Source organism: Streptomyces sp. NPDC052079, from assembly GCF_040680275.1.
Lineage (GTDB): Bacteria > Actinomycetota > Actinomycetes > Streptomycetales > Streptomycetaceae > Streptomyces.
Map to the genome: position 1 here is coordinate 1 of NZ_JBFAWL010000004.1, position 21416 is coordinate 21416.

21 protein-coding genes are annotated in these 21416 nt (G+C 72.7%); 8 read left to right on the forward strand and 13 right to left on the reverse strand.

Annotation, left to right across the window (positions count from 1 at the left end):
* Window positions 1–241 precede the first annotated feature (241 nt).
* Both AB0L56_RS09240 and AB0L56_RS09245 read left to right on the forward strand, forming a co-directional pair.
* Window positions 242–1123, forward strand: coding sequence for a glycosyltransferase (locus AB0L56_RS09240; protein ID WP_365420709.1), 882 nt, complete (start codon window positions 242–244; stop codon window positions 1121–1123).
* Entirely contained in the window at window positions 1120–2016 is an 897-nt protein-coding gene (locus AB0L56_RS09245) for a glycosyltransferase (protein ID WP_365420711.1), read from the forward strand. The genes AB0L56_RS09240 and AB0L56_RS09245 overlap by 4 nt, the downstream gene beginning before the upstream one ends.
* A gap of 40 nt (window positions 2017–2056) precedes the next feature.
* Here AB0L56_RS09245 and AB0L56_RS09250 read toward each other — a convergent pair whose 3' ends face one another.
* From AB0L56_RS09250 to AB0L56_RS09265, 4 genes are all read right to left on the reverse strand, one after another.
* Window positions 2057–2377 (reverse strand): DUF3040 domain-containing protein, encoded by a 321-nt coding sequence (locus tag AB0L56_RS09250; protein ID WP_365420714.1) that lies wholly within the window; start codon window positions 2375–2377, stop codon window positions 2057–2059.
* Window positions 2378–2434: 57 nt separating this feature from the next.
* Window positions 2435–3325, reverse strand: a complete 891-nt coding sequence (locus AB0L56_RS09255; RefSeq protein WP_361036750.1) for a polysaccharide pyruvyl transferase family protein — start codon at window positions 3323–3325, stop codon at window positions 2435–2437.
* Window positions 3326–3412: 87 nt separating this feature from the next.
* Window positions 3413–3595: a hypothetical protein gene (locus tag AB0L56_RS09260; protein ID WP_365420717.1), complete on the reverse strand. Its 183-nt coding sequence runs from the start codon at window positions 3593–3595 to the stop codon at window positions 3413–3415.
* Between the two features lie 20 nt (window positions 3596–3615).
* Entirely contained in the window at window positions 3616–3975 is a 360-nt protein-coding gene (locus AB0L56_RS09265; protein ID WP_365420720.1) for a hypothetical protein, read from the reverse strand.
* A 269-nt stretch (window positions 3976–4244) separates the two neighbouring features.
* Here AB0L56_RS09265 and AB0L56_RS09270 point away from each other — a divergent pair, with 269 nt between their 5' ends.
* The gene (locus AB0L56_RS09270) at window positions 4245–5366 is read left to right on the forward strand and encodes a winged helix DNA-binding domain-containing protein (RefSeq protein ID WP_365420723.1); all 1122 of its coding nucleotides are present in this window, start codon (window positions 4245–4247) and stop codon (window positions 5364–5366) included.
* A gap of 101 nt (window positions 5367–5467) precedes the next feature.
* Here the strand turns inward: AB0L56_RS09270 and AB0L56_RS09275 are convergent, their stop codons facing one another.
* The 3 genes from AB0L56_RS09275 to AB0L56_RS09285 form a co-directional block, all read right to left on the reverse strand.
* Entirely contained in the window at window positions 5468–6247 is a 780-nt protein-coding gene (locus AB0L56_RS09275; protein WP_365420726.1) for a serine protease, read from the reverse strand.
* A gap of 371 nt (window positions 6248–6618) precedes the next feature.
* Window positions 6619–9438, reverse strand: coding sequence for an AAA family ATPase (locus tag AB0L56_RS09280; RefSeq protein WP_365420730.1), 2820 nt, complete (start codon window positions 9436–9438; stop codon window positions 6619–6621).
* A gap of 155 nt (window positions 9439–9593) precedes the next feature.
* Window positions 9594–10457 carry a helix-turn-helix transcriptional regulator gene (locus AB0L56_RS09285; protein WP_365421393.1) on the reverse strand — a complete coding sequence of 288 codons (864 nt, stop codon included), beginning with the start codon at window positions 10455–10457 and terminating at the stop codon, window positions 9594–9596.
* A 140-nt stretch (window positions 10458–10597) separates the two neighbouring features.
* On the opposite strand from AB0L56_RS09285, the gene AB0L56_RS09290 reads away from it, so the two are divergent.
* On the forward strand, window positions 10598–12271 hold the full coding sequence (locus AB0L56_RS09290) for an AMP-binding protein (RefSeq protein ID WP_365420733.1): 1674 nt from the start codon (window positions 10598–10600) through the stop codon (window positions 12269–12271).
* A complete protein-coding gene (locus AB0L56_RS09295; protein ID WP_365420736.1) occupies window positions 12268–13860 on the forward strand; it encodes an AMP-binding protein in 1593 nt (530 codons plus the stop codon). The genes AB0L56_RS09290 and AB0L56_RS09295 overlap by 4 nt, the downstream gene beginning before the upstream one ends.
* A 6-nt stretch (window positions 13861–13866) precedes the next feature.
* Here the strand turns inward: AB0L56_RS09295 and AB0L56_RS09300 are convergent, their stop codons facing one another.
* A complete protein-coding gene (locus tag AB0L56_RS09300; RefSeq protein ID WP_365420739.1) occupies window positions 13867–14409 on the reverse strand; it encodes a GNAT family N-acetyltransferase in 543 nt (180 codons plus the stop codon).
* A gap of 43 nt (window positions 14410–14452) precedes the next feature.
* Window positions 14453–15124, reverse strand: coding sequence for a hypothetical protein (locus AB0L56_RS09305; RefSeq protein WP_365420742.1), 672 nt, complete (start codon window positions 15122–15124; stop codon window positions 14453–14455).
* 203 nt (window positions 15125–15327) lie between these two features.
* On the opposite strand from AB0L56_RS09305, the gene gcl reads away from it, so the two are divergent.
* Window positions 15328–17112 carry a glyoxylate carboligase gene (gene gcl / locus AB0L56_RS09310; RefSeq protein ID WP_365420745.1) on the forward strand — a complete coding sequence of 595 codons (1785 nt, stop codon included), beginning with the start codon at window positions 15328–15330 and terminating at the stop codon, window positions 17110–17112.
* Between the two features lie 49 nt (window positions 17113–17161).
* Here the strand turns inward: gcl and AB0L56_RS09315 are convergent, their stop codons facing one another.
* From AB0L56_RS09315 to AB0L56_RS09330, 4 genes are all read right to left on the reverse strand, one after another.
* A complete protein-coding gene (locus tag AB0L56_RS09315; protein WP_365420748.1) occupies window positions 17162–17863 on the reverse strand; it encodes a TIGR04222 domain-containing membrane protein in 702 nt (233 codons plus the stop codon).
* 160 nt (window positions 17864–18023) lie between these two features.
* The gene (locus AB0L56_RS09320) at window positions 18024–18260 is read right to left on the reverse strand and encodes a hypothetical protein (RefSeq protein WP_361038042.1); all 237 of its coding nucleotides are present in this window, start codon (window positions 18258–18260) and stop codon (window positions 18024–18026) included.
* A gap of 377 nt (window positions 18261–18637) precedes the next feature.
* Window positions 18638–19528 carry a 2-hydroxy-3-oxopropionate reductase gene (locus tag AB0L56_RS09325; RefSeq protein ID WP_365420752.1) on the reverse strand — a complete coding sequence of 297 codons (891 nt, stop codon included), beginning with the start codon at window positions 19526–19528 and terminating at the stop codon, window positions 18638–18640.
* A gap of 30 nt (window positions 19529–19558) precedes the next feature.
* A complete protein-coding gene (locus AB0L56_RS09330; RefSeq protein WP_365420755.1) occupies window positions 19559–20389 on the reverse strand; it encodes a TIM barrel protein in 831 nt (276 codons plus the stop codon).
* Window positions 20390–20731: 342 nt separating this feature from the next.
* Between AB0L56_RS09330 and AB0L56_RS09335 the strand changes: the two genes are divergently transcribed.
* Both AB0L56_RS09335 and AB0L56_RS09340 read left to right on the forward strand, forming a co-directional pair.
* Window positions 20732–20983 (forward strand): hypothetical protein, encoded by a 252-nt coding sequence (locus AB0L56_RS09335; RefSeq protein WP_365420757.1) that lies wholly within the window; start codon window positions 20732–20734, stop codon window positions 20981–20983.
* Complete coding sequence (locus AB0L56_RS09340) at window positions 20980–21348, forward strand: helix-turn-helix domain-containing protein (RefSeq protein WP_365420760.1); 369 nt, start codon at window positions 20980–20982, stop codon at window positions 21346–21348. The genes AB0L56_RS09335 and AB0L56_RS09340 overlap by 4 nt, the downstream gene beginning before the upstream one ends.
* Window positions 21349–21416: the final 68 nt, after the last annotated feature.

Genomic DNA, 21416 nt, shown 5'->3' on the forward strand with positions numbered 1-21416 from the left:
AGCCCCTCCGGCGTTTGAGGAGCGGGGGTCCGGGGGCGGCGCCCCCGGGGGACGGGCCCACGACCGGCGTCGGGGGTGAGCGGGCGATGACGAACGACCTGTTTTCTCCGCCCGTCCAGCACATCCAGCCCCTCCGGCGTTTGAGGAGCGGGGGTCCGGGGGCGGCGCCCCCGGGGGACGGGAACGGGAAGGGGCGGCGGGGGCGACTGACTGGCCCGTGGCCGGCGGAGGTGAGCGAGCAATGAGCCTTCCGTCCCCAGGACACCGTCCCATCGGCGTCGTCATCGCCACGCGGAACCGCTGCGAGCGCCTCCCCGTCACCCTTCGCCACCTGCTGGCCCTCCCCGAACGCCCGGAAATCCTCGTCGCCGACAACGCCTCCACAGACGGCACCCGAGCCATGCTCGCCCGCGACTTCCCCCAGGTCCGGCTGCTACCGCTCCCCACCAACCACGGCGCCCTAGCCCGTAACCACGGAGCCCAAGCCCTCACCACCCCCTACGTGGCGTTCAGCGACGACGACTCCTGGTGGTCCCCCGGCGCCCTCGCCCGAGCGGCCGAACTGCTCGACACCCATCCCCGCCTCGCTTTGATCGCAGCCCGCACCCTCGTCGGCCCGACCGCGGACCCCGACCCCCTCAACGACATCCTCGCCCGCTCCCCGCTAGGCCCGGCCCCCGACCTCCCCGGCACCCAGGTCCTCGGCTTCCTCGCCTGCGGAGCAGTCGTCCGCCGCACCGCCTACCTAGACGTCGGCGGCTTCCACCGACTGCTGTTCTTCGGCGCCGAGGAGACCCTGCTCGCCTACGACCTCGCCGCGCGCGGCTGGGGTGTCACCCACTGCCCCGACGTGGTCGCCCACCACCACCCCGCCCCCGCACCCCGCACCGGCCACTCGATCCTCCAGCGCCGCAACGCCCTGCTGACCGCGTGGCTGCGCCGCCCCGTCCCCTACGCCCTCGCCCGCACCCGGGCCCTGGCCGCCGAGGCCCGCGCCGACCGCCACGCGCGGCGCGCCCTGCGCGAGGCCCTCCTCCGGCTACCGGCCGCCCTGTACCACCGCAGGCCCCTGCCACCCCAGGTCGAGAGGGCCGCCCAGCTGCTGGACCGGACCCCCGCATGACCGACCCCCGTACCACCGTCGTGGTCATCACCCACAACCGGCGCCACGAACTTCTGCGCACCCTCAACCGCCTCGCCGAACTCCCGGAGCGACCGAGGGTGATCGTCACCGACAACGCCTCCACCGACGGCACCGCGGACGCCGTCGCCCGCCACCATCCCGACGTCCGGCTGCTGCGCCCCGGCCGCAACCTCGGCGCCGTCGGCCGCAATCTGGCCGTACGCGAGGTCCGTACGCCGTACGTCGCGTTCTGCGACGACGACTCCTGGTGGTCGCCCGGCTCCGTGGCCGGCGCCGCGGACCTGCTCGACCGGCACCCGGCGCTCGGCTCGGTCACCGCGCGGACCATCGTCGAACCGGACGGCACCGAGGACCCGATCGTCCGCGAGCTGCGCGACTCCCCGCTGCCCGGCCCGTCCTGGCTGCCCGGACCGGCCCTCGGCTCGTTCCTGGCCGCAGCGACCGTCCTGCGCACCGACGCCTTCCGCAGGGCGGGCGGCTTCCACCCCCGGCTCTGGCTGGGCGGCGAGGAGGAACTGCTCGCCGCCGACCTGGCAGCCGACGGCTGGTGGCTCATCTACGCCGACCACCTGACGATCCACCACCAGGCGTCCCCGACCCGGGACTCGACGCTGCGCCGCAGGCACGGCATCCGCAACACCCTGTGGTTCACCTGGCTGCGCCGCCCGGCCGGCACCGCCCTGCGCCGCACCCTGAACCTCGCCCGCACCGTCCCGCGCGACACCGCCTCCCTGCGCGCCTTCGCCGAAGCGGCGGCCGCCCTGCCGTGGATCCTGCGGGAACGCCGTGTCCTGCCCGACGAGGTGGAATCCCGGCTGCGTCTGCTGGAACCCGCCCAGCGCGCGTCCACGGCGCGCCACTACACCGGCTGAGACCCCGAACGCGTGCTGAGCGCCCTCGCGGGGCGCCCGCTCAGCCGCCGGACCACCGGCACAGCAGCCGGAACGCCGCGAACAACGTGACCGGCCACACCGCGGCGAACGCCCAGATCGCCCACGGTCCCGAGGTGACGATGCCGGTGACCATGAGCGTGACCGACACCGCGAGGAGCGCGGCCACCGTCCACCCGCGCGGGCGGCAGGCCGCGAGACGCGTCAGCAGACGCGTGAGGTCGGGGCCCCGGCGGACCTTCAGCGTGCGCAGCCGCCGGTCCAGCCGGCGGTCGCGGCGCAGGGACCGCTCGATCTCGTCGAGAATCTGCTGCTCGTGTTCGGGGAGCCGACCGATGGACACGTATCTCCTCCAAAGACGACCGCGCGAGGACTCCCGGGTGCCCGAACGGCTCCCCGGTTAACCCGCGGTGGCGCGGGGCGCGAGCACCTCCATCAGCCGGTCCGCGCCGTCCGGCACCCTGCCGTTCCGGAACGCGTCACGGACCTGCCGCGCGGCCACCCGGCCGGAGGTCAGACACCAGTCCCACCACCGTTCCAGCCGGCGCTCGTCCAGCTGCTCGGCGGACAGCAGCGCGGGCCAGCCGCAGGCGCGGGCCTGGGCACTCACCTTCGCGCCGCCCGCCACCGGGTCCACCGCCAGCACCGGCGTGCCCACCCGCAAGGCGAGCACCAGCCCGTGCAGCCGGTCGGTGACGACGAGGTCGAGGCGGGCCAGCACCGACTGCACCTGCTCCGGCGTCGCGCTCAGATGCCAGTCGCGGGTGTCCAGCCGGGTCTCCAGCTCCAGCCGGGCACAGTCCTTGCCGGCCAGCCAGCGCGTCACCCGGTCCGCGACCCGACCGTGCCGCCGCTGCTCCCCGTACTCCTCCTGCCCCTGGGTGAGGATCACCCCGACCACGGGCCGCGCCGGCAGCGCCGGGGCGCGGGCCGCCAGGTCCTCGGATGGCTCGCTGCCCGGCGCGTCCCGTGCCAGTACGACGTGGAAACCCGTCGCGGCGGCGTCGTCGGGGTCGATCACCGACGTTCCCACGGCGATCCGCACACAGTGCGCGAAGCGCCGGTGCAGCTCCTCGAACTGCGGCCCGTGCAGCGGCCCGCACACGAACACCAGATGGGTGTAGTCGCCGGGCCGCACGCTGTCCAGGTGCAGGGCGTCCGGCAGGAAGCCGGGGCTCCATACGACGTCGTACGGCGTCCCGGACGCCCGCAGCACCTCCTCCACCCGGCGCAGCGCCAGCACATCCCCGGCGGTCGCCTCCCCGTCGCGGAAGCTGAACCACCCGGTCAACAGAACCCTTCGCGGTCCCCGGCTCTCTCGTTCGTACACGGTGCCACCGGGTGCCCCGCCTCGGCGGAAGGCAATCGGCCCGGTACGTCAGTGCGTGCGGGGCCGCGCCGGAGGCTCCCGCCGCACACCGGAGTGGCCGGCCAGCGCCTGTCGTGCCTGGTGCTGAGCGTGCTCGGCCACCTCGCGTGCCTCGGCCACGATGTCACCGCGTTCGCGTACCAGGCCGTCGTAGACCGGCAGGTGATCGCCGGCGGAGGGAGAGGACGTCATGAGGGCAGCTCCTTCGCCGGTCATGCGCGGTTCAGCCGCGCGGCGAGGCCATGGCCGATGGCCAGGTAGACGACGGCCGGAAGACCATGATTGAGGAGAACCCGGAGGCCTTCCGTGTCCATGGTGAAAATATCCTGTGACCACCAGGACAGCAATTCCGCCGAACCGCGCACGAATTCGACGAAGACGTTCCCCTCGTTGGCATCCAGGAGATGGAGAAGAATCCACAGAACCAGGAAACCGGCCGCGATGTCGGCGACGGTCTGGATGGTGAGAGCGGCCTTGCGGGCACCATCCGTCCGGCGGCGCTCCTGCTGGTAGGGGGCGTGTGCGTGCGGCTCGGGTGCGTACTGCCCGGGCGTCGGGTCGATATGACTCATGGAATTCCCTCTGTCGTCGCGTATGCGGGCCGCCGGGTGGGCCGCTCATAGAACTCAGCGCTGTCCGGCCGCCCCGGTGTTACACGCCCCCGAGGGATGTCCCGAATATGCGCAGGTATTCGGGAAGGTGCTCACATGGGTGGCCGCGGCATTCTTTTCCTGCCTATCGGAAGGCGGCTCGGAAGCCTTTTGGAACGGGCGGGTGCTTCCCCGCGACAGGCCGAACATCGCGGACGGAACCTGACCGCAACGGCCGCTAGCGTGCGGGTATGACGAGGAAGCGGAGCGCCACCACCTCCAACCCGGCCGCCGTGCTCGGCACCCGGGCCCTCAACCGGGCCACGCTCGAACGGCAGCTCCTGTTGCGCCGCTCACCGATGTCCGCGGTGGACGCGGTCGGGCACCTGCTCGGGCTCCAGGCGCAGAACGTCAAGCCGCCGTACTACGCGCTCGCCGCCCGCCTCGACGGCTTCACCCCCGAGGCGCTGTCCCGGCCGATGGCCGACCGTGAGGTCGTCCGCATCGTCACCATGCGCTCGACCATCCACACCCACACCGCCCAGGACGCCCTCACCCTGCGGCCCCTGGTGCAGCCCGCCCGGGACCGGGAGCTGACCCAGTTCCGCCAGGGGCTCACCGGCGTCGACCTGGACCGGCTCGCCGCACTCGCCCGTGACCTCGTCGAGGCCGAGCCGCGCACGATGAAGCAGCTGCGCCAGGAGCTGCTGAAGGAGTGGCCGGACGCCGACCCGGGGGCCCTCGCCGTCGCCGCCCGCTGCAAGCTGCCCCTCGTGCAGATCCCCCCTCGCGGGCTGTGGGGCCGCAGCGGACAGGTCACGCTCACCACCGCCGAGCACTGGCTGGGACGCCCCGCCGAGCCGTCCCCGACGACACCGGACGAAACCGTACTGCGCTACCTCGCCGCCTTCGGCCCCGCCTCCGTCAAGGACATGCAGACCTGGGCCGGACTGACCCGGCTGCGGGAGGCTTTCGAGCGTCTGCGCCCCCGGCTTCTCACCTTCCGGGACGAGTCCGGCACCGAGCTCTTCGACCTCCCGGACGCACCCCGCCCTCACCCGGGCACCCCGGCCCCGCCCCGCTTCCTGCCCGAGTACGACAACCTGCTCCTGTCCCACGCCGACCGCACCCGTGTCGTACCGCCCGAGTTCCGGGGCCGTGGCTGGCAGGGCAACACCGCCTACCGGACCCTCCTCGTCGACGGATTCCTGGCCGGCCTGTGGCGGCTGGACGAGGATGCCCTCGTCATCGAGCCGTTCGGCCGGCTCGGCAGCGGACAGCGGGAGGAGGTCGCCGCGGAGGGGGAGCGGATGCTCAAGGTGATGCACCCTCAGACGGCGTACGACATCCGCTTCGGGACGGTGCGCGGATGAACCCGGGCATGGAGAGGGGGCGTTGCGGGCTGCTCGTGGAAGTCCGCAACGCCCCCTGGTTCAGTGCCTGAGGGGTCAGCTCAGGAACTCATGGGGCCATCTCAGCCGCCGACCTGGGCCCTCACCTCGTCGGAGAACGTGGTCAGACGGGTGTAGACGCCCGGGTAGCCGGCCGCCGCGCAGCCGTCGCCCCAGGAGGTGATGCCCGCCAGCCGGCCGCCGATCAGCAGCGGCCCGCCGCTGTCGCCCTGGCAGGTGTCGACGCCGCCGGCGGAGTACCCGGCGCACACCATGTCGCTCTGCACGAACCGGTTGCGGTACGAGGCGGCGCAGCTGGAGTCGGACACGGTCGGGACGGTGGCGGTGCGCAGCTGGTTGGATGAGGTGCCGCCGGACGAGGTGGTGCCCCAGCCGAGGATGCGGGCGGTGGTGCCGGCCGCGTACACCGAGGTGTCGGAGGCGGAGACGTACGGCGCGGTGGCGTACGGCATGGGTGTCGACAGGGTCAGTACGGCCACGTCGTCGCCGCGGGTGACCCTCCGGTAGTCCGGGTGGATCCATATCTTGCTCACGTCGGCGACCGTGCCGTCGCTGCCGTTGAGGTAGGTGCGCCCGCCGACGACGCGGACACTGCTGGTGGTCTCGCCGACCATGCAGTGTGCGGCCGTGACCACCTTGGTGGGGGAGACCAGGGTGCCGCCGCAGAACTGGTCCTGCGAGGCGTCGGTGATCTGCATCATGAACGGGTACGACGACGTCGTGGTCGTCGTGCCGCCGACGATCGGCTGGGGTGCGGCGACGGCGGAGGGGGCGGCGATCAGCGCGGCTGCGGCGGCTGCGAGGGCGGCGGCGGTCTGTCTTGCGCGGGTGAGCCCGGACATGGGTCTCCTCGGGGTGGCCGGTGGGGGGTCTCGCGTGTGTCCGGCGAGCGGCACGGGTTTACGCTACGACCGGTAGCCTCGGCTCCCAATGAGGGAACCCCCTAAGGGAGTTGGGACAGGGATAACCCTCGGTCCGCGCGAGGCGGACGACGTTTCCTCGCCCCCGCCGCCCCTTCCCGTCCCGTCCCTGGGGGCTGCGCCCCCAGACCCCCTTTCGGCCCTTCGGGCCTCGTCCTCAAACGCCGGACGGGCTGAATTTCTCAGCCCGTCCGACACAATCCAGCCCCTCCGGCGTTTGAGGAGCGGGGGTCCGGGGGCAGCGCCCCCGGGGTCGGGACGGGAAGGGGCGGCGGGGGCGAAGGAAACCCGGGTTACGGCGCCCTGCGGCCCGCAGCAAGCCGGACGATGTCGACGCGTGAGCGGATGCCCAGCTTGCGGTACACCCGCGTCAGCGTCGCCTCGACGGTCTTCACGCTGATGAACAGCCGCCCGGCAATCTCCCGATTGGTCGCACCCTCCATCACCAGCGCAGCCACCTGACGCTCCATCGACGCCAGCCCATCCAGCACCGCCGGCGGAGCCGCAGGCACCGGATCCGCCTCCGCAGGCCCCGCCGCCACCGCCTGCTCCACCTGCCGCAACCACGGCAGCGCCCGGCAACGCCGAAACAGCCGACCCGCCTCCTCGTACCCGCTCGCCCCCTGGCCGCCCCGGGACCGCAGCCGCGCCAGCGCGAACGCCGCCCGCGCCTCCTCCAAACCGAACCCCAGCCTTCGAAGCCGCTCCTGAGCCGACGTCAACTGCGCCAAAGCGACCTGGTGTTCCCCACGGGCCGCCCGCACCAGCGCCTCCGCCCGGTCCAGCACCGCCAGCACACTCGCCCGGTTCAGCCGCAGCGCATGCACCCGGGTGACATTGATCAGCTCCTGCGCCTCCCCGGGCTCACCGATCCGCACCAGCGCCTCGGCGAGGTCGCCCTGCCAGCGGCCGCGCGCGGGGTCGTTGATGCCCATGCCGTGCTCCAGGTCCCGCACCCGGCGCAGCGAACGGACCGCAGCCTGCGCGTCCCCGGCCACCAACTGGGCGTAGCCGAGGGCCGCGAGGGCCAGGGACAGATACAGCTGGTCGCCGTCGACCTCGGCGTGGTCCGCGGACTCCCGGGCCAGCGCCACCGCCCGTTCCACGTCCCCGCCGGACGCCTCCGCGAGCGAGGCGAGCATGGCGGAGGCGCTCTCGCCGATCCCGGAGTCCCGGGCCAGCCGCAGGCTCTCGCCGGCCAGGTCCAGGGCCCGGCCGCAGTGTCCGAAGCGCAGTTCGGTGTCGGCGAGCAGACGCGAGAAGTGCACCTCGCTCTCGACCATGCCGCGCCGCCGCGCCTCCCGCAGCAGCGCGGTGATGGCCGTACGGGCCTCCGGCAACTGGTCGCTCATGAACAGCCAGCGGAATCTCGCCATGGCGGCGCCGTTGTGGTGGCAGGCCACATCGGGGTCCTGCGGCTCCTGGAGCGCCCGCTGGATCGTGGCGGGGGCGTCCGGGTGGCCCATCAACGTCTCGGTGGACGACTGGAAGGCGAGTGCCATCAGCTCGGTGCGCCGGTCCCCGCCCCGGGCGGCCAGCTCCGCCGCGTGGGCGGCCTCCTGGCGGGACTTGGCGAAGTCGCCGTCCACCACCACCTCGCGCCAGGCCAGCTGGTAGTGGACCAGGGCGAGCAGCCGGGGGTCGTCACCGGCGTCGGCCAGCACCTGCGGGAAGACCGCGTCGACCTCGCCGAGCGCCTGCCCGGCCGCCTCGATGACCACCATCCACGCCCGCACCCGCTGCGCGGGCACCGTCGCCCGCGTCAGCACCTCCCGGGCTATGTCCCGGGCCAGATCGACCTCGCCCGCCGTGATGGCGTCCTCGGCTGCCTGGAGCCGCCGCTCGTCCGGGCCCGGCTCGCCGTCGGCCGGGGTGTGCCGGGCGGCCAGCAGACCGAGCGAGGCGGCGACCGACGGCGCCCCCCGGTCGCGGGCCAGCGCCGCGGCCTCGGCGAGCCGGGCCGCCACCTCCGGGTCGGCGCCGGTGGCGGCGAGCGCCAGATGGCGGGCCCGCTCGATGGGGTCGGAGGCGGCCGTGGACAGCGCCGTGTGCACGGCCCGGCGCTCCCGCGCCGGCGCCTCCGCGTAGAGGGCGGCCGAGATCAGCGGATGCGCGAAGCGCAGAGCCGGCTCCTCCGGGTCGGTCGCCAGCAGCCCCAGGGCGGCGGCCTGGGCCGTCTCGGCCTCGGCGTTGTCCCGGCCGGCCGCGTGCAGCAGCGCCAGGGTGGGACGGGCGCCCGCGCTGGCCACCAGCAGGGTGCGGCGCGCCTCGTCCGACAACATCTCCAGGCGGCTGAGGACCAGGGCCCGCAGCGACGTCGGCACCGGCAGCGGCTCGCCGGGGCGGGGCCGGGCGGGGCTCTCCGCGAGGGCGCGGCCGAGCTCCAGCGCGAACAGCGGGTTGCCGTCGCTGGTGCGGTGTATGTCACGGACCGTGGAGCGGGACAGGCCCGTGTAGCCGCGGTGGTCGAGCAGCGCCGACACCTGGGTGCGGGAGAACGGACCCAGGCGCACCGCCAGCGTGTCGGGCGGGCAGGCGCGCAGGTGACGGTCGTGGCCGTACTCCTCACCGTCCGTGCGCACCGCGCACAGCATCCGCACCGGGCTGTCGCCGAGCCGCCGGGCGGCGAAGCCGAGGAGTTCGGCGCTGGCCGGGTCCAGCCACTGCAGGTCGTCGGCGACGACGAGGACCGGGCCCTCGGCGGCCAGCGCGCGCAGCGTGGACAGCACCGCGAGACGCAGCGCCAGCCCGTCCCGCTGGAGCGTGGACTCGCCGCGCCCGGTGAGCGCCGACTCCAGCGCGGTGCGCTGGGCGCCGGGCAGCCGGGCCGCCACCTCGTCGACGACCAGACCGAACAGGTCCGCCAGCGCCAGGAACGGCAGATGGGATTCGGACTCCGTGGCCGAGCAGCGCAACACCGTCCGCGCCGCACCGGCGTTTTCGGCCGCAAGTGCCCGCAGCACGGTCGATTTTCCTATTCCGGCGGGCCCGTGCAGCAGCACGCTGCCCCCTCGAGCGAGCTGCTCCCGCGCGTCGGAGAACAGCTCCTCCCGGCCTATGACCTGGTCGGGGCGGTATCTGGCAGGCTCCTTGAAGTCCCGTCGCACGGTCACCGCTCCCTTCCGTGTGGCGTGTCCTGGCCAATATTAGGCAACAGGCTCCTCAATTCCGGACGGACGGTGTAGTGAGGCAAATTACAGCGAGCGCGGCAACGGTAAAACCAAAGGAGTACCGGGAGTAATGCCCCGCACGGAAAACCGTCACAAATCTATGGCAACCACCCCGCCCGGCGGGCCGCGACCACCGCCTGCCCCCGGGTCCGCACCCCCAGCTTCCGCATCGCGGACCGCAGATACGCCTTGACCGTCTCCGCCGTCACCCCCAGCCGCTCGGCGGCCGCCCCATTGGTCGCCCCGGCCGCCACACAGGCGAGCACGTCCACCTCCCGGGGAGCGAGCCGCACCGCCGTGGGCGCAGCGCTCTCGGCGGTCAGCAGGGCACACGCCGCGAGCAGCTCGGCCCGCAGCGCGGGATCCGCGATGCGCGGGGCGAGCGCCCGCAGTGCCGCGTGCGCCTCACGCACCTGCTCCCGGGCCGCCCCGCAGGCCCGCTCCGGCTCCGGCAGCGGACGGGCCGCCGCCAGCAGTTCCGCCGCCTCCTCCCGGACCACCAGCGCCTGCTCCACGTCCCGCGCGGTCTGCACCGCCTCGCCGAGCGTACGGTCGCCATGGGGGTCCCCCCACGCCCTTTCGGGCAGTGGGGGAGGCTGGGCGGCGCGCAGAGCCCCGTACAGCACCGCCCGTACCCGTCGCCGTACCACCACGGGTACGGCGACGACGGCGCGCAGGCCCTCGGCGGCGACCGGTATGTCGTACTCATGGCTGATGTGCCGCGAGACCGAGTAGTCCGTCACCGCGCACGGCCGGGCGAGCGCCACCGCCTTGCCGCCCAGACCGTTGCCCCGCGTCACCGCGAGCGCGCTGAGCGCGGGCGTCGCGGTGCCGCTCAGCTCGCTGATACGCACCTGCCGGCGCCCGGGCTCCACCAGCCCGCCGAAGGCCACGGGCAGGCCGGTCGCGCGCCGCAGCCGGACCAGCGCCCCGCGGATCTCCGCCGTGCCGTCCGCCCTCATCGGGTCAGCTGTCACCTGTTCGCCCCTTCACCGCGGCTCCTGTGCGGACGCACACCCCCGTTCGGGGGTAGTGAGACCTGCATCACGGATTACACGATGACGTGCAGCCGCCCGGCAAGGTCCGGCACCGAGGAGGACAGATGACGACGGCGACGGAGCAGTTCCGCAGGGCCCGGGACTTCCTGCTGGAACACCGCGAGGACTACGCCACCGCCTACCGGGACTTCGCCTGGCCCCGGCCCGAGCGGTTCAACTGGGCGCTCGACTGGTTCGACGCGATCGCCGACGGCAACGACCGCACGGCCCTGCACCTCGTGGAGGAGAACGGCGACGAGACCCGGCTGTCCTTCGCCGAGCTCGCCCGCCGCTCCGACCAGGTCGCCAACTGGCTGCGGCAGCGGGGCGTGGCCGCCGAGGACCGGGTGCTGGTCATGCTGGGCAACCAGGCAGAGCTGTGGGAGACCGCCCTCGCCGCGATGAAACTGCGCGCCGTCGTCATCCCGGCCACCCCGCTGCTCGGTCCGGCCGATCTGCGCGACCGCGTCGACCGCGGACGCGTCCGGCATGTGATCGTGCGCTCGGCCGACACCGCGAAGTTCGACGAGGTGCCCGGCGACTACACGCGGATCGCGGTGGGGGAGGAGCCGGGCGGCGGCTGGCTGCCGTACGCCGACGCCTACGGGGCGGCCGACGGGTTCGCGCCCGACGGGCCCACCCTCGCCGACGACCCGCTGATGCTGTACTTCACCTCGGGCACCACCGCACGGCCGAAACTCGTCGAACACACCCATGTGTCGTACCCGATCGGCCATCTTGCGACGATGTACTGGATCGGCCTGAAGCCCGGCGACGTGCACCTCAACATCTCCTCGCCCGGCTGGGCCAAGCACGCCTGGTCCAACCTCTTCGCGCCGTGGAACGCCGAGGCGACCGTCTTCCTGCACAACTACACGCGCTTCGACGCGCCCCGCCTGATGACCGAGATGGACAGGGCCGGCGTCACCACCTTCTGCGCCCCGCCGACCGTGTGGCGCATGCTCATCCAGTCCGACCTCACCCGGCTGAGCACCCCGCCGCGCGAGGTCGTCGCCGCGGGCGAACCCCTCAACCCCGAGGTCATCGAGCAGGTCCGGCGCGCCTGGAACGTCACCGTCCGGGACGGCTTCGGGCAGACCGAGACCGCCGTCCAGGTCTCCAACAGCCCCGGTCAGGTCCTCAAGACCGGCTCCATGGGCCGCCCCAGCCCCGGCTACCGCGTCGAACTCCTCGACCCGATCACCGGTGCGCCCGGGGCCGCCGAGGGCGAGATCGCGCTCGACCTGTCCGAGAGGCCCGTCGGCCTGATGACGGGCTACCACGGCGACCCCGACCGCACGGCGGAGGCGATGGCCGGCGGCTACTACCGCACCGGCGACATCGGCTCCCGCGACGAGGACGGCTACATCACCTACGTCGGGCGCGCGGACGACGTGTTCAAGGCCTCCGACTACAAGATCAGCCCGTTCGAGTTGGAGAGCGTCCTGCTGGAGCACGAGGCGGTCGCCGAGGCGGCCGTGGTGCCCGCGCCGGACGAGCTGCGGCTGGCCGTGCCGAAGGCGTACATCGTGCTCGCGGAGGGCTGGGAGCCCGGCCCGTACACCGCGAAGGTGCTCTTCGAGTACGCGCGCGAGGCGCTCGCCCCGTACAAGCGGATCCGCCGGCTGGAGTTCGGCGAGCTGCCCAAGACCGTCTCCGGCAAGATCCGCCGCATCGAACTGCGCGAGGCGACGGCGGCCGGCTCGACCGCCGAGTACCGCGAGGAGGACTTCCGGTGACCGAACTCTCCTACAGCCACGGCACCGGCGCCACGGCCCTGCTCGGCGACACCATCGGCGCCAACCTGGACCGCGCCGTCGCCGCCTGGCCCGACCGGGAGGCGCTGGTCGACGTGCCGTCGGGCAGACGCTGGACGTACGCCGAATTCGCTGAGCGGGTCGACGAGTTGGCGTCCGCGCTGCTCAACTCCGGGATCAGCAAGGGCGACCGGGTCGGCATCTGGGCGGTCAACTGCCCCGAGTGGGTGTTCACGCAGTACGCCACCGCCCGCATCGGCGCGATCATGGTGAACATCAACCCGGCGTACCGCACGCACGAGGTGGAGTACGTCCTCAGGCAGTCCGGCATCCGGCTGCTGATCGCCTCCCTCAGCCACAAGACGAGCGACTACCGGGCCATGGCGGAGGAGGTGCGCGGGAGGTGCCCCGAGCTGCGGGAGGTCGTCCACATCGGTGACCCGAGCTGGGAGGCCCTGGTCGCCCGCGCCACCCCGGACCCGGCCCACCCCGAGCTGTCCTGCGACGACCCCATCAACATCCAGTACACCTCGGGCACCACCGGCTTCCCCAAGGGCGCCACCCTCTCCCACCACAACATCCTCAACAACGGCTACTTCGTGGGGGAGTTGATCGCCTACAGCGAGCAGGACCGGGTCTGCATCCCGGTGCCCCTCTACCACTGCTTCGGCATGCTCATGGGCAACCTCGCGGCCACCTCGCACGGCGCCTGCATGGTCATCCCCGCCGCCTCCTTCGACCCGGCGGCCACCCTGCGCGCGGTCCAGCAGGAGCGCTGCACCTCGCTGTACGGCGTACCGACGATGTTCATCGCCGAGCTGAACCTGCCCGACTTCGCGGAGTACGACCTGTCCTCCCTGCGCACCGGCATCATGGCGGGCTCGCCCTGCCCGGTGGAGGTGATGAAGCGCGTGGTCGCCGAGATGCACATGGAGCAGGTCTCCATCTGCTACGGCATGACGGAGACCTCCCCGGTGTCCCTCCAGACCCGCATGGAGGACGACCTGGAGCACCGCACCGGCACCGTCGGCCGCGTCCTGCCGCACATCGAGGTCAAGGTCGTCGACCCGGCCACCGGCGTCACCGTGCCGCGCGGCACCTCCGGCGAACTCTGCACCCGGGGCTACAGCGTGATGCTCGGCTACTGGAACGAGCCCGCGAAAACTGCCGAAGCCGTCGACGCGGCGCGCTGGATGCACACCGGGGACCTGGCGGTCATGCGGGACGACGGCTATGTGGAGATCGTCGGCCGCATCAAGGACATGATCATCAGGGGCGGCGAGAACATCTACCCGCGCGAGATCGAGGAGTTCCTCTACGCCCACCCGAAGATCGCGGACGTCCAGGTCGTCGGGGTGGCGCACGAGCGCTACGGCGAGGAGGTGCTCGCCTGCGTCATCCCGCGCGACCCGGCCGACCCGCTCACCCTGGAGGAACTGCGGACGTACTGCGACGGCCGCCTGGCCCACTACAAGGTGCCGAGCCGCCTGGAACTCCTGGAGACCTTCCCGATGACGGTCTCGGGCAAGGTCCGCAAGATCGAGCTCCGCGAGCGGTACGCGACGGGCTGAGCGGTCTCAGCTCACGGGCGCCGACGTCTCGTCGGCGTCCGGCAGTTCGAGGCGCATGCAGACCCGGGGCCAGTGGTCGAGGCCGTGGGCGCTCTCCTCGGCGCGGATCCGGCGCAGCCCCGGGGTGAGTTCGGGCTCGCCCAGCGTCCGGAAGCCGAGGCGCGCGTAGTACGGGGCGTTCCACGGGACGTCGGCGAAGGTGGTCAGCGTCAGCCCGGTCAGGCCCTCCTCCCGGGCCCGGCCCGCGGCGTGCGCGAGCAGCGCCCGGCCCACGCCCCGGCGGGCCGCGTCCGGGTGGACGGATAGCTGCTCCACATGGAGCGCGCCGTCCACCGGTTCGGCGATCAGATACGCGACCGGCCGGTCGTCCTCCTCGTCGGCCGCGACCCAGCAGCGGCCCGCCCGCCGGTAGCGCTCCAGCACCTCCAGGGCGGGAGGTTCGTCGTCGGCGATGTCCGGCATGCCGACATCGCGGAACGGGGCGCCGGCCGCCCGTTCGATGTCCTGGAGGGCGGGCAGTTCGCCGGGGGCGGCGGGACGGATGCGCATCCGACGAGTATCGGACCCCTCCGGCGCCCGCGTCGCCGGGATATCAGGACCCGTCGGCGTCCAGCGTGTCGGCGGGGCCGTTCAGGGGCTGCGGGGTGCCGGTGAGGTCGAGCAGGAACAGCGGTACGCCCAGCGTGTCGGCGCGGTCCCGGGCCTCCTCGGCGAACCCGGCGAGGGAGAAGTACAGACAGCTCGCGGACTCCGTCATCGCCGTCAGCCACAGGCACTCCACGTCCCGCGAGGTGGCCGGCCACGCCGACGGGTTGACGTGCGCCAGTACGCCCCGCCCGGCCAGGCCGATGCCGGACGGGGGCCGCTGGTCCGCGCGCCGGATGTCCTCGTAGCCGAGCCGGCGCAGATACAGCACGGCCGCCGTGACCGCGTCCCGCGCCGTGCGGATCGGCACCGGGCGGAAAGCGGGACGCCCGGGCCGGCCGGCCGGGACGGCGGCCTCCTCGCCCGCCACCGGGATCCGCAGCACCGTCCCGCACGGGCAGCCCAGTTCGGGCCGGGGCCACTCGCCGCGCAGCCCGCAGTCCCCGCAGCGCAGCGTCACCCACTCCTCCCGCCAGGCACGGTGGTCGACGGTGCCGGGCACCTGGTCCAGGTCCAGCGGCGGGGTGACGGGCGCGCCGCAGGCGCAGGGGTACGACGGTGCCGTGAAGCGGTGCGAGCGCCGACAGGCGGGACAGCGCACCGGCACGCTCTGGGACATGACCCCACTCCCGTGTTCTCGAGGCGCCGCCATCGTCCTCCACCGGAGGGCCCGTGTCCGGCACTTGCCCTTCTCTTGACGCGCTTCGGCGACCCGGCCTACATTCATTCCACTAAGTAGAAACTCGATTCCATAATACGGAAGAGACTCACCCGCGGGGCGCGACGGGAGTGCGAATCCGACAGTCGGAGCAGGAGTACTCGATGGCTCGAATGACCGCTGCCCGCGCGGCAGTTGAGATCCTCAAGCGTGAGGGCATCGTTGACGCGTTCGGTGTCCCCGGCGCGGCGATCAACCCCTTCTACGCGGCCCTCAAGGCGTCCGGCGGCATCACCCACACCCTCGCCCGCCATGTCGAGGGCGCCTCGCACATGGCCGAGGGCTACACCCGTGCCCACCCCGGCAACATCGGCGTCTGCATCGGCACGTCAGGGCCGGCCGGCACCGACATGATCACCGGCCTGTACTCCGCCATCGGCGACTCCATCCCGATCCTGTGCATCACCGGCCAGGCGCCGACCGCGGTGATCCACAAGGAGGACTTCCAGGCCGTCGACATCGCCTCCATCGCCAAGCCGGTCACCAAGATGGCGGTGACCGTCCTCGAGGCCGCTCAGGTCCCCGGCGTCTTCCAGCAGGCCTTCCACCTCATGCGCTCGGGCCGCCCCGGACCGGTCCTCATCGACCTGCCGATCGACGTGCAGCTGACGGAGATCGAGTTCGACCCGGACACCTACGAGCCGCTCCCGGTCTACAAGCCCGCCGCCTCCCGCACCCAGATCGAGAAGGCGCTCGGCATGCTCAACGCCGCCGAACGCCCGCTGATCGTCGCCGGCGGCGGCGTCATCAACGCGGACGCGGCCGAACTGCTCGTCCGGTTCGCCGAGTTGACCGGCACCCCGGTCGTGCCGACCCTCATGGGCTGGGGCGTCATCCCGGACGACCACGAACTCAACGCCGGCATGGTCGGCCTGCAGACCTCGCACCGCTACGGCAACGCGACCTTCCTGGAGTCCGACTTCGTCCTCGGCATCGGCAACCGCTGGGCCAACCGCCACACCGGGAGGCTCGACGTCTACACGGCCGGCCGCACCTTCGTACACGTCGACATCGAACCCACCCAGATCGGCAGGATCTTCGCCCCGGATTACGGCATCGCCTCCGACGCGCGCGCCGCCCTGGAGCTGTTCGTCGAGGTGGCCGAGGAGCAGAAGGCCGCGGGCGCCCTGCCCGACCGCTCCGCCTGGGCGGCCGCCGCACAGGAGAAGCGGGCCACCCTCCAGCGCCGTACGCACTTCGACGACATCCCCATCAAGCCGCAGCGGGTCTACGAGGAAATGAACAAGGCCTTCGGCCCCGAGACCCGGTACGTCTCCACCATCGGCCTCTCCCAGATCGCCGGCGCGCAGCTGCTGCACGTGTACCGGCCGCGGCACTGGATCAACTGCGGTCAGGCGGGCCCGCTCGGCTGGACCGTCCCCGCCGCGCTCGGCGTGGCGAAGGCCGACCCCGGGGCGCAGGTCGTCGCCCTCTCCGGCGACTACGACTTCCAGTTCATGATCGAGGAACTGGCGGTCGGGGCGCAGCACCGGATCCCGTACGTCCATGTCCTGGTCAACAACGCCTACTTGGGCCTGATCCGGCAGGCGCAGCGGGCGTTCGACATCGACTTCCAGGTCAAGCTGGAGTTCGAGAACGTCAACGCCCCGGAGCTGGGGGTCTACGGTGTCGACCACGTCAAGGTCGCCGAGGGGCTGGGCTGCAAGGCGATCCGGGTCACCGACCCGAACGAACTGGGCGCTGCGCTGGAGCAGGCCAGGAAACTCGCGGCCGAGTTCCGCGTCCCGGTCGTCGTCGAGGCGATCCTCGAACGCGTCACCAACATCTCCATGTCGACCACCAACGACATAGGGAACGTCGTCGAGTTCGAGCCCCTCGCGACGGAACCGGGCCACGCCCCGACGTCGGTGAGGCCGTTGAGGGCCTGATCCGCCGAAGTGCGACACCTTCCCCCAGGCCGGCGGGCGGGCGGCGGACTCAGTTCGAGCCGCCCCCGCAGCCGCCGCCGCCGCCTCCTCCTCCGCAGCTGCCGCCACCGCCGCCCCCGCAGTAGACGTGGCCGGCGCCGCCGGAGGCGCCGCTGCGCGGTGAGTGGCGGAGCAGGCTCTTCTGCCTCAGGCTCACCCGCTCGGTCAGCCCCGCCCGGAGGGCGAAGCGGGGGACGAGCGTGCGCAGCGCGGGCTCGCCGTGCAGGGCGACGGCGATGAGCTTCCGCTCGTCCGGCAGACCGTGCCGGCTGGCCGGAAGCGGGAACGCCTTGCGCAGTGTCCCCAGCCGTCTGCGGGCGGCCGTGGTCGGGCCGAGCAGCAGCGGATACCGCAGCATCCCCGCATCCGCGAGCCCGACGCGGAGCTCCGCCAGCGCCCAGCGGACATCGACGTGCCGCAGCAGATAGCGCAGGTCGGAGGGCTCGTCCAGGCAGTGGTACACCGCGCTCTCCAGGTACGGCGCCCGCATCTCGTCCGGTACGCCCTCCTGCTCCAGCCGTTCGAACGGCGGGAGCGGCGGCAGGGCACGCCCCGCGTCCCCGTCGACCGCCAGGAGGGTGCCCGGCGCGCCCGCCTCGACGGCGCCGCGCAGATGCAGCGAGACCACCGCGACGACGACCGCGGCGCGCGGGCCTCCGGCCAGCAGGGCGAGTTCGTGCGGCGTCCCCCGGACGCCCTCGGTGTCGGCCATGACGGCACCCCCTCGAGAGGGGCCCGCCGCCCCCGTGCCGGCGGGCCCCGTGTGCGAGGAGTGTGCCCGCCCACGGCACCGGCCGAAGCCTCCCGGGGCCGCCTTCAGAGCTACATTTGAGGGTGCCGTAGCCGCCCTACGGCCGTTGCCGTACCCGCGCTCAGTACTCGTGGTGCTCGGACAGCCCCGGCCAGTCGTCGGGACCGCCGCCCTGCCACTCGATGAGGTCGGTGTCCTCCACGTCCGTGACGTACAGGTCGGCCAGCCGCAGGATCTCGCCCACGTCGTCGACGTGCGTGGCGAGGCCCAGTGTCTCGTCGTCCCAGGTCACCCGCCGGGAGCCGTCCAGCGCCGGCGGGTGCACCACGATGTGCGGATGCTCCGTTGGATGTGCCATGCCCCCAGGCTGCTGCGCGCGGGGCGGATCCGCACCCCCGCGCACCGGAAGGCGCCCGGATGCGGGACCGTCCGCATCCGGGCGCCGGAAAGGCAGGGGCGCTGCCCTGTCGGCCGGGGGCCGCGGCGGCGGCGACGGCCGCGGAGCCCCTCCCCTCAGGTCGAAGAAGGAGTCCCGCCGCTTTCACCACCGCACTGGCTCGCACGCCGCCGCGGCCTGCGCGCACGGCCTCGACCTCCCGTCAGGGGCCGTGCGCGAGTCGTTCTCGCTCAGTCCTCACTGGTGTGCAGGGTGGGTTCCGGGCGGCGCCGACGCCTTGGGCGCGACAGGACAGGTGTCGGCGCCGGCGCCGCCCGGAGGACTGGAGGGGTGCTGGCTCAGACCTGCGCGCCGGACAGCCGCTCGACGGCGCGCAGCAGCGCGGAGTGGTCCAGGCCGCCGTCACCCTGGCTGCGCAGGCTGGCCACCAGCTGGGCGACCACCGCGCCGACGGGCAGCGCCGCACCGACGGCGCGGGCGGCGTCCGTGACGATGCCCATGTCCTTGTGGTGCAGGTCGATGCGGAAGCCAGGCTTGAAGTCCCGCTTCAGGAAGTTGTCCTTCTTGCGGGCCAGCACGGTGGAGCCGGCCAGTCCGCCGCCCAGGACCTCCAGTGCCGCCGTCAGGTCCACGCCGGACTTCTCCAGGAAGACCACGGCCTCGGCGCAGGCCTGGATGTTCACGGCGACGATCAGCTGGTTGGCGGCCTTCACGGTCTGCCCGGAGCCGTGCGGGCCGCACAGCACGATCGTCTTCCCCAGGGCCTCGAAGAGGGGCTTCGCCTCGTCGAAGTCGGCGCGCTCGCCGCCCACCATGATGGACAGCACGGCCTCGATCGCGCCGGCCTCGCCGCCGGACACGGGGGCGTCCAGCACCCGGATCCCCTTGTCCTTCGCGGCCGCGGCCAGGTCGACCGAGGTCTGCGGGGTGATCGAGGACATGTCGATCAGCAGGGCGCCGGACCGCGCGTTCTCCAGGATGCCGTCGGGGCCGTAGGCGATCGCCTCGACCTGCGGGGAGGCCGGAACCATCGTGATGATCACGTCGGCGTCCCGTACCGCCTCGGCGATCGAACCGGCCGCGGTGCCACCGGCGGCGGCCAGCCGGTCCAGCTTCTCCTGCTCCAGGGTGAAGCCGGTGACGTCGTAGCCCGCCTTGATCAGGTTCTCGGACATGGGGGAGCCCATGATGCCGAGGCCGATCCAGGAAACCTTGGGAAGGGTGCTCATGAGGGTGCCTCTCGGTAAACGGGGGTGTGGTCAGCGGGCCTCGCGGGGCAGCCAGTCGAAGGCCTCGGCGCTCGGGCGGTCGCCGGGCTTGTACTCCAGGCCGACCCAGCCGTCGTAACCGGCCTTGCGCAGCCGGTCCAGCAGGTCCTCCAGGGGCAGCGAACCGGTGCCGGGCGCGCCGCGGCCGGGGCTGTCGGCGATCTGCACATGGCCGGTCTTCTCGGCATACCGGTCGATCACCGCGGGCAGGTCCTCGCCGTTCATCGCCAGGTGGTACAGGTCCATCAGGAACCGGGCGTTGTCCAGTCCGGTGGCCGCGTTCACCTGGTCCACGACGCCCACCGCGGCCGGTGCCGAGACCAGCGGGTACAGCGGCGACTCGGGCCTGTTCAGCGCCTCGACCAGCAGGACGGCGCCGATCCGGTCGGCGGCCCGGGCCGCGAGGGCGAGGTTCTCCAGCGCGAGCGCGTCCTGCTCGGCCGGGTCCACGCCGTCGACCCGGTTGCCGTACAGCGCGTTGAGGGCCGTACAGCCGAGCGACTCGGCGAACGAGGCGGCCACGTCCACATTGGCGCGGAACCGCTCCGACTCCTCGCCGGGGACGGACAGGGCGCCCCGGTCGGGACCCGGCAGCCGTCCGGCGTAGAAGTTCAGCCCGGTGAGCCGCACGCCCGCGTCCTGAATCGCCTTCCGCAGCGCATCCAGCTCGGACCGCTCGGGCACGGGGGAGTCGGTCCACGGCCACCACAGCTCGACGGCGCTGAACCCGGCCGCAGCGGCGGCCGCGGGCCGCTGAAGAAGCGGGAGTTCCGTAAAGAGGATCGACAGGTTGACGTTGAAGCGCTGCTCTGCAAATCCCATCGGGCTCGCCGCTCCTCAATTCCGTATAGCGGAAGTCGGTTTCTACGTACTGGAAGATTGCCCGCGACGGAGAGCGACTGTCAAGAGGACGACGACCCATTTCAGCCCCTCCGGCGTTTGAGGAGCGGGGATCCGAGTTTCAGCCCCTCCGGCGTTTGAGGAGCGGGGGTCCGGGGGCAGCGCCCCCGGGGGACGGGAACGGGAAGGGGCGGCGGGGGCGAGGAAAAGCCACGTAGGACGGCCCCGCACCCCACGCATCCCCGCCGATCCCAGCGAGGCAGTCCGTTAAGGTCATCGCAGCCGACACGGCTACGCCCGCACCGCCGATGCCATGGGGGCACAGTGCGCCTGAGACTGGAGTTCACAACCGAACCTTTCGACCTCGACGAGCCACCCGCACACGCCGTGGTCGCCCGCGAGGTCATCGAGGCAGCGGACCTGGACGCGGTCGACGTCGGCCCGTTCGGCAACACCGCCGAGGGACCCGCCGACCCCGTGCTCACCGCCGTCGACACCCTGCTGCGCCGAAGCCTCGCCGCCGGCGCCACCCGTGTCTCCCTCCAGATCAACGTGATCGAGGAGAACGACCGGTGAGCGCCACCGGCGAGGACGCCTTCATTGCGGCGGTAAAACCGCTCGTCGACGCCATGGGCGGCGAGATGGTCCCGCCGGACGAGGCCGGCACCGACGACGTCGTGCTCTCCTGGGAGGGCGCCGCAGCCGTCGCCGTACGCCTGCCGCAGCTCGCGGACTCGCTCGACCACATCCTCGCGGCCCTGGAGCGCCGCAACGGCATGCCGCTCGCCGACCTGGACCGGAAGGCGAAGCAGGAGATCGTCCGCAGTCTGGAGGCGCGCGGCGCCTTCGCCGTACGGCACGGCGTGGAGACGGTGGCGAGCGCGCTCGGAGTCAGCCGTTTCACGGTCTACAACTACCTGAACCGCGAAAAGGGCACCTGACCCTCGCCCCGGTGGCCTCCCCTAAGTACGCCCGAATTTTCAACAAACCGTTGACGTCCGGTCCGCGA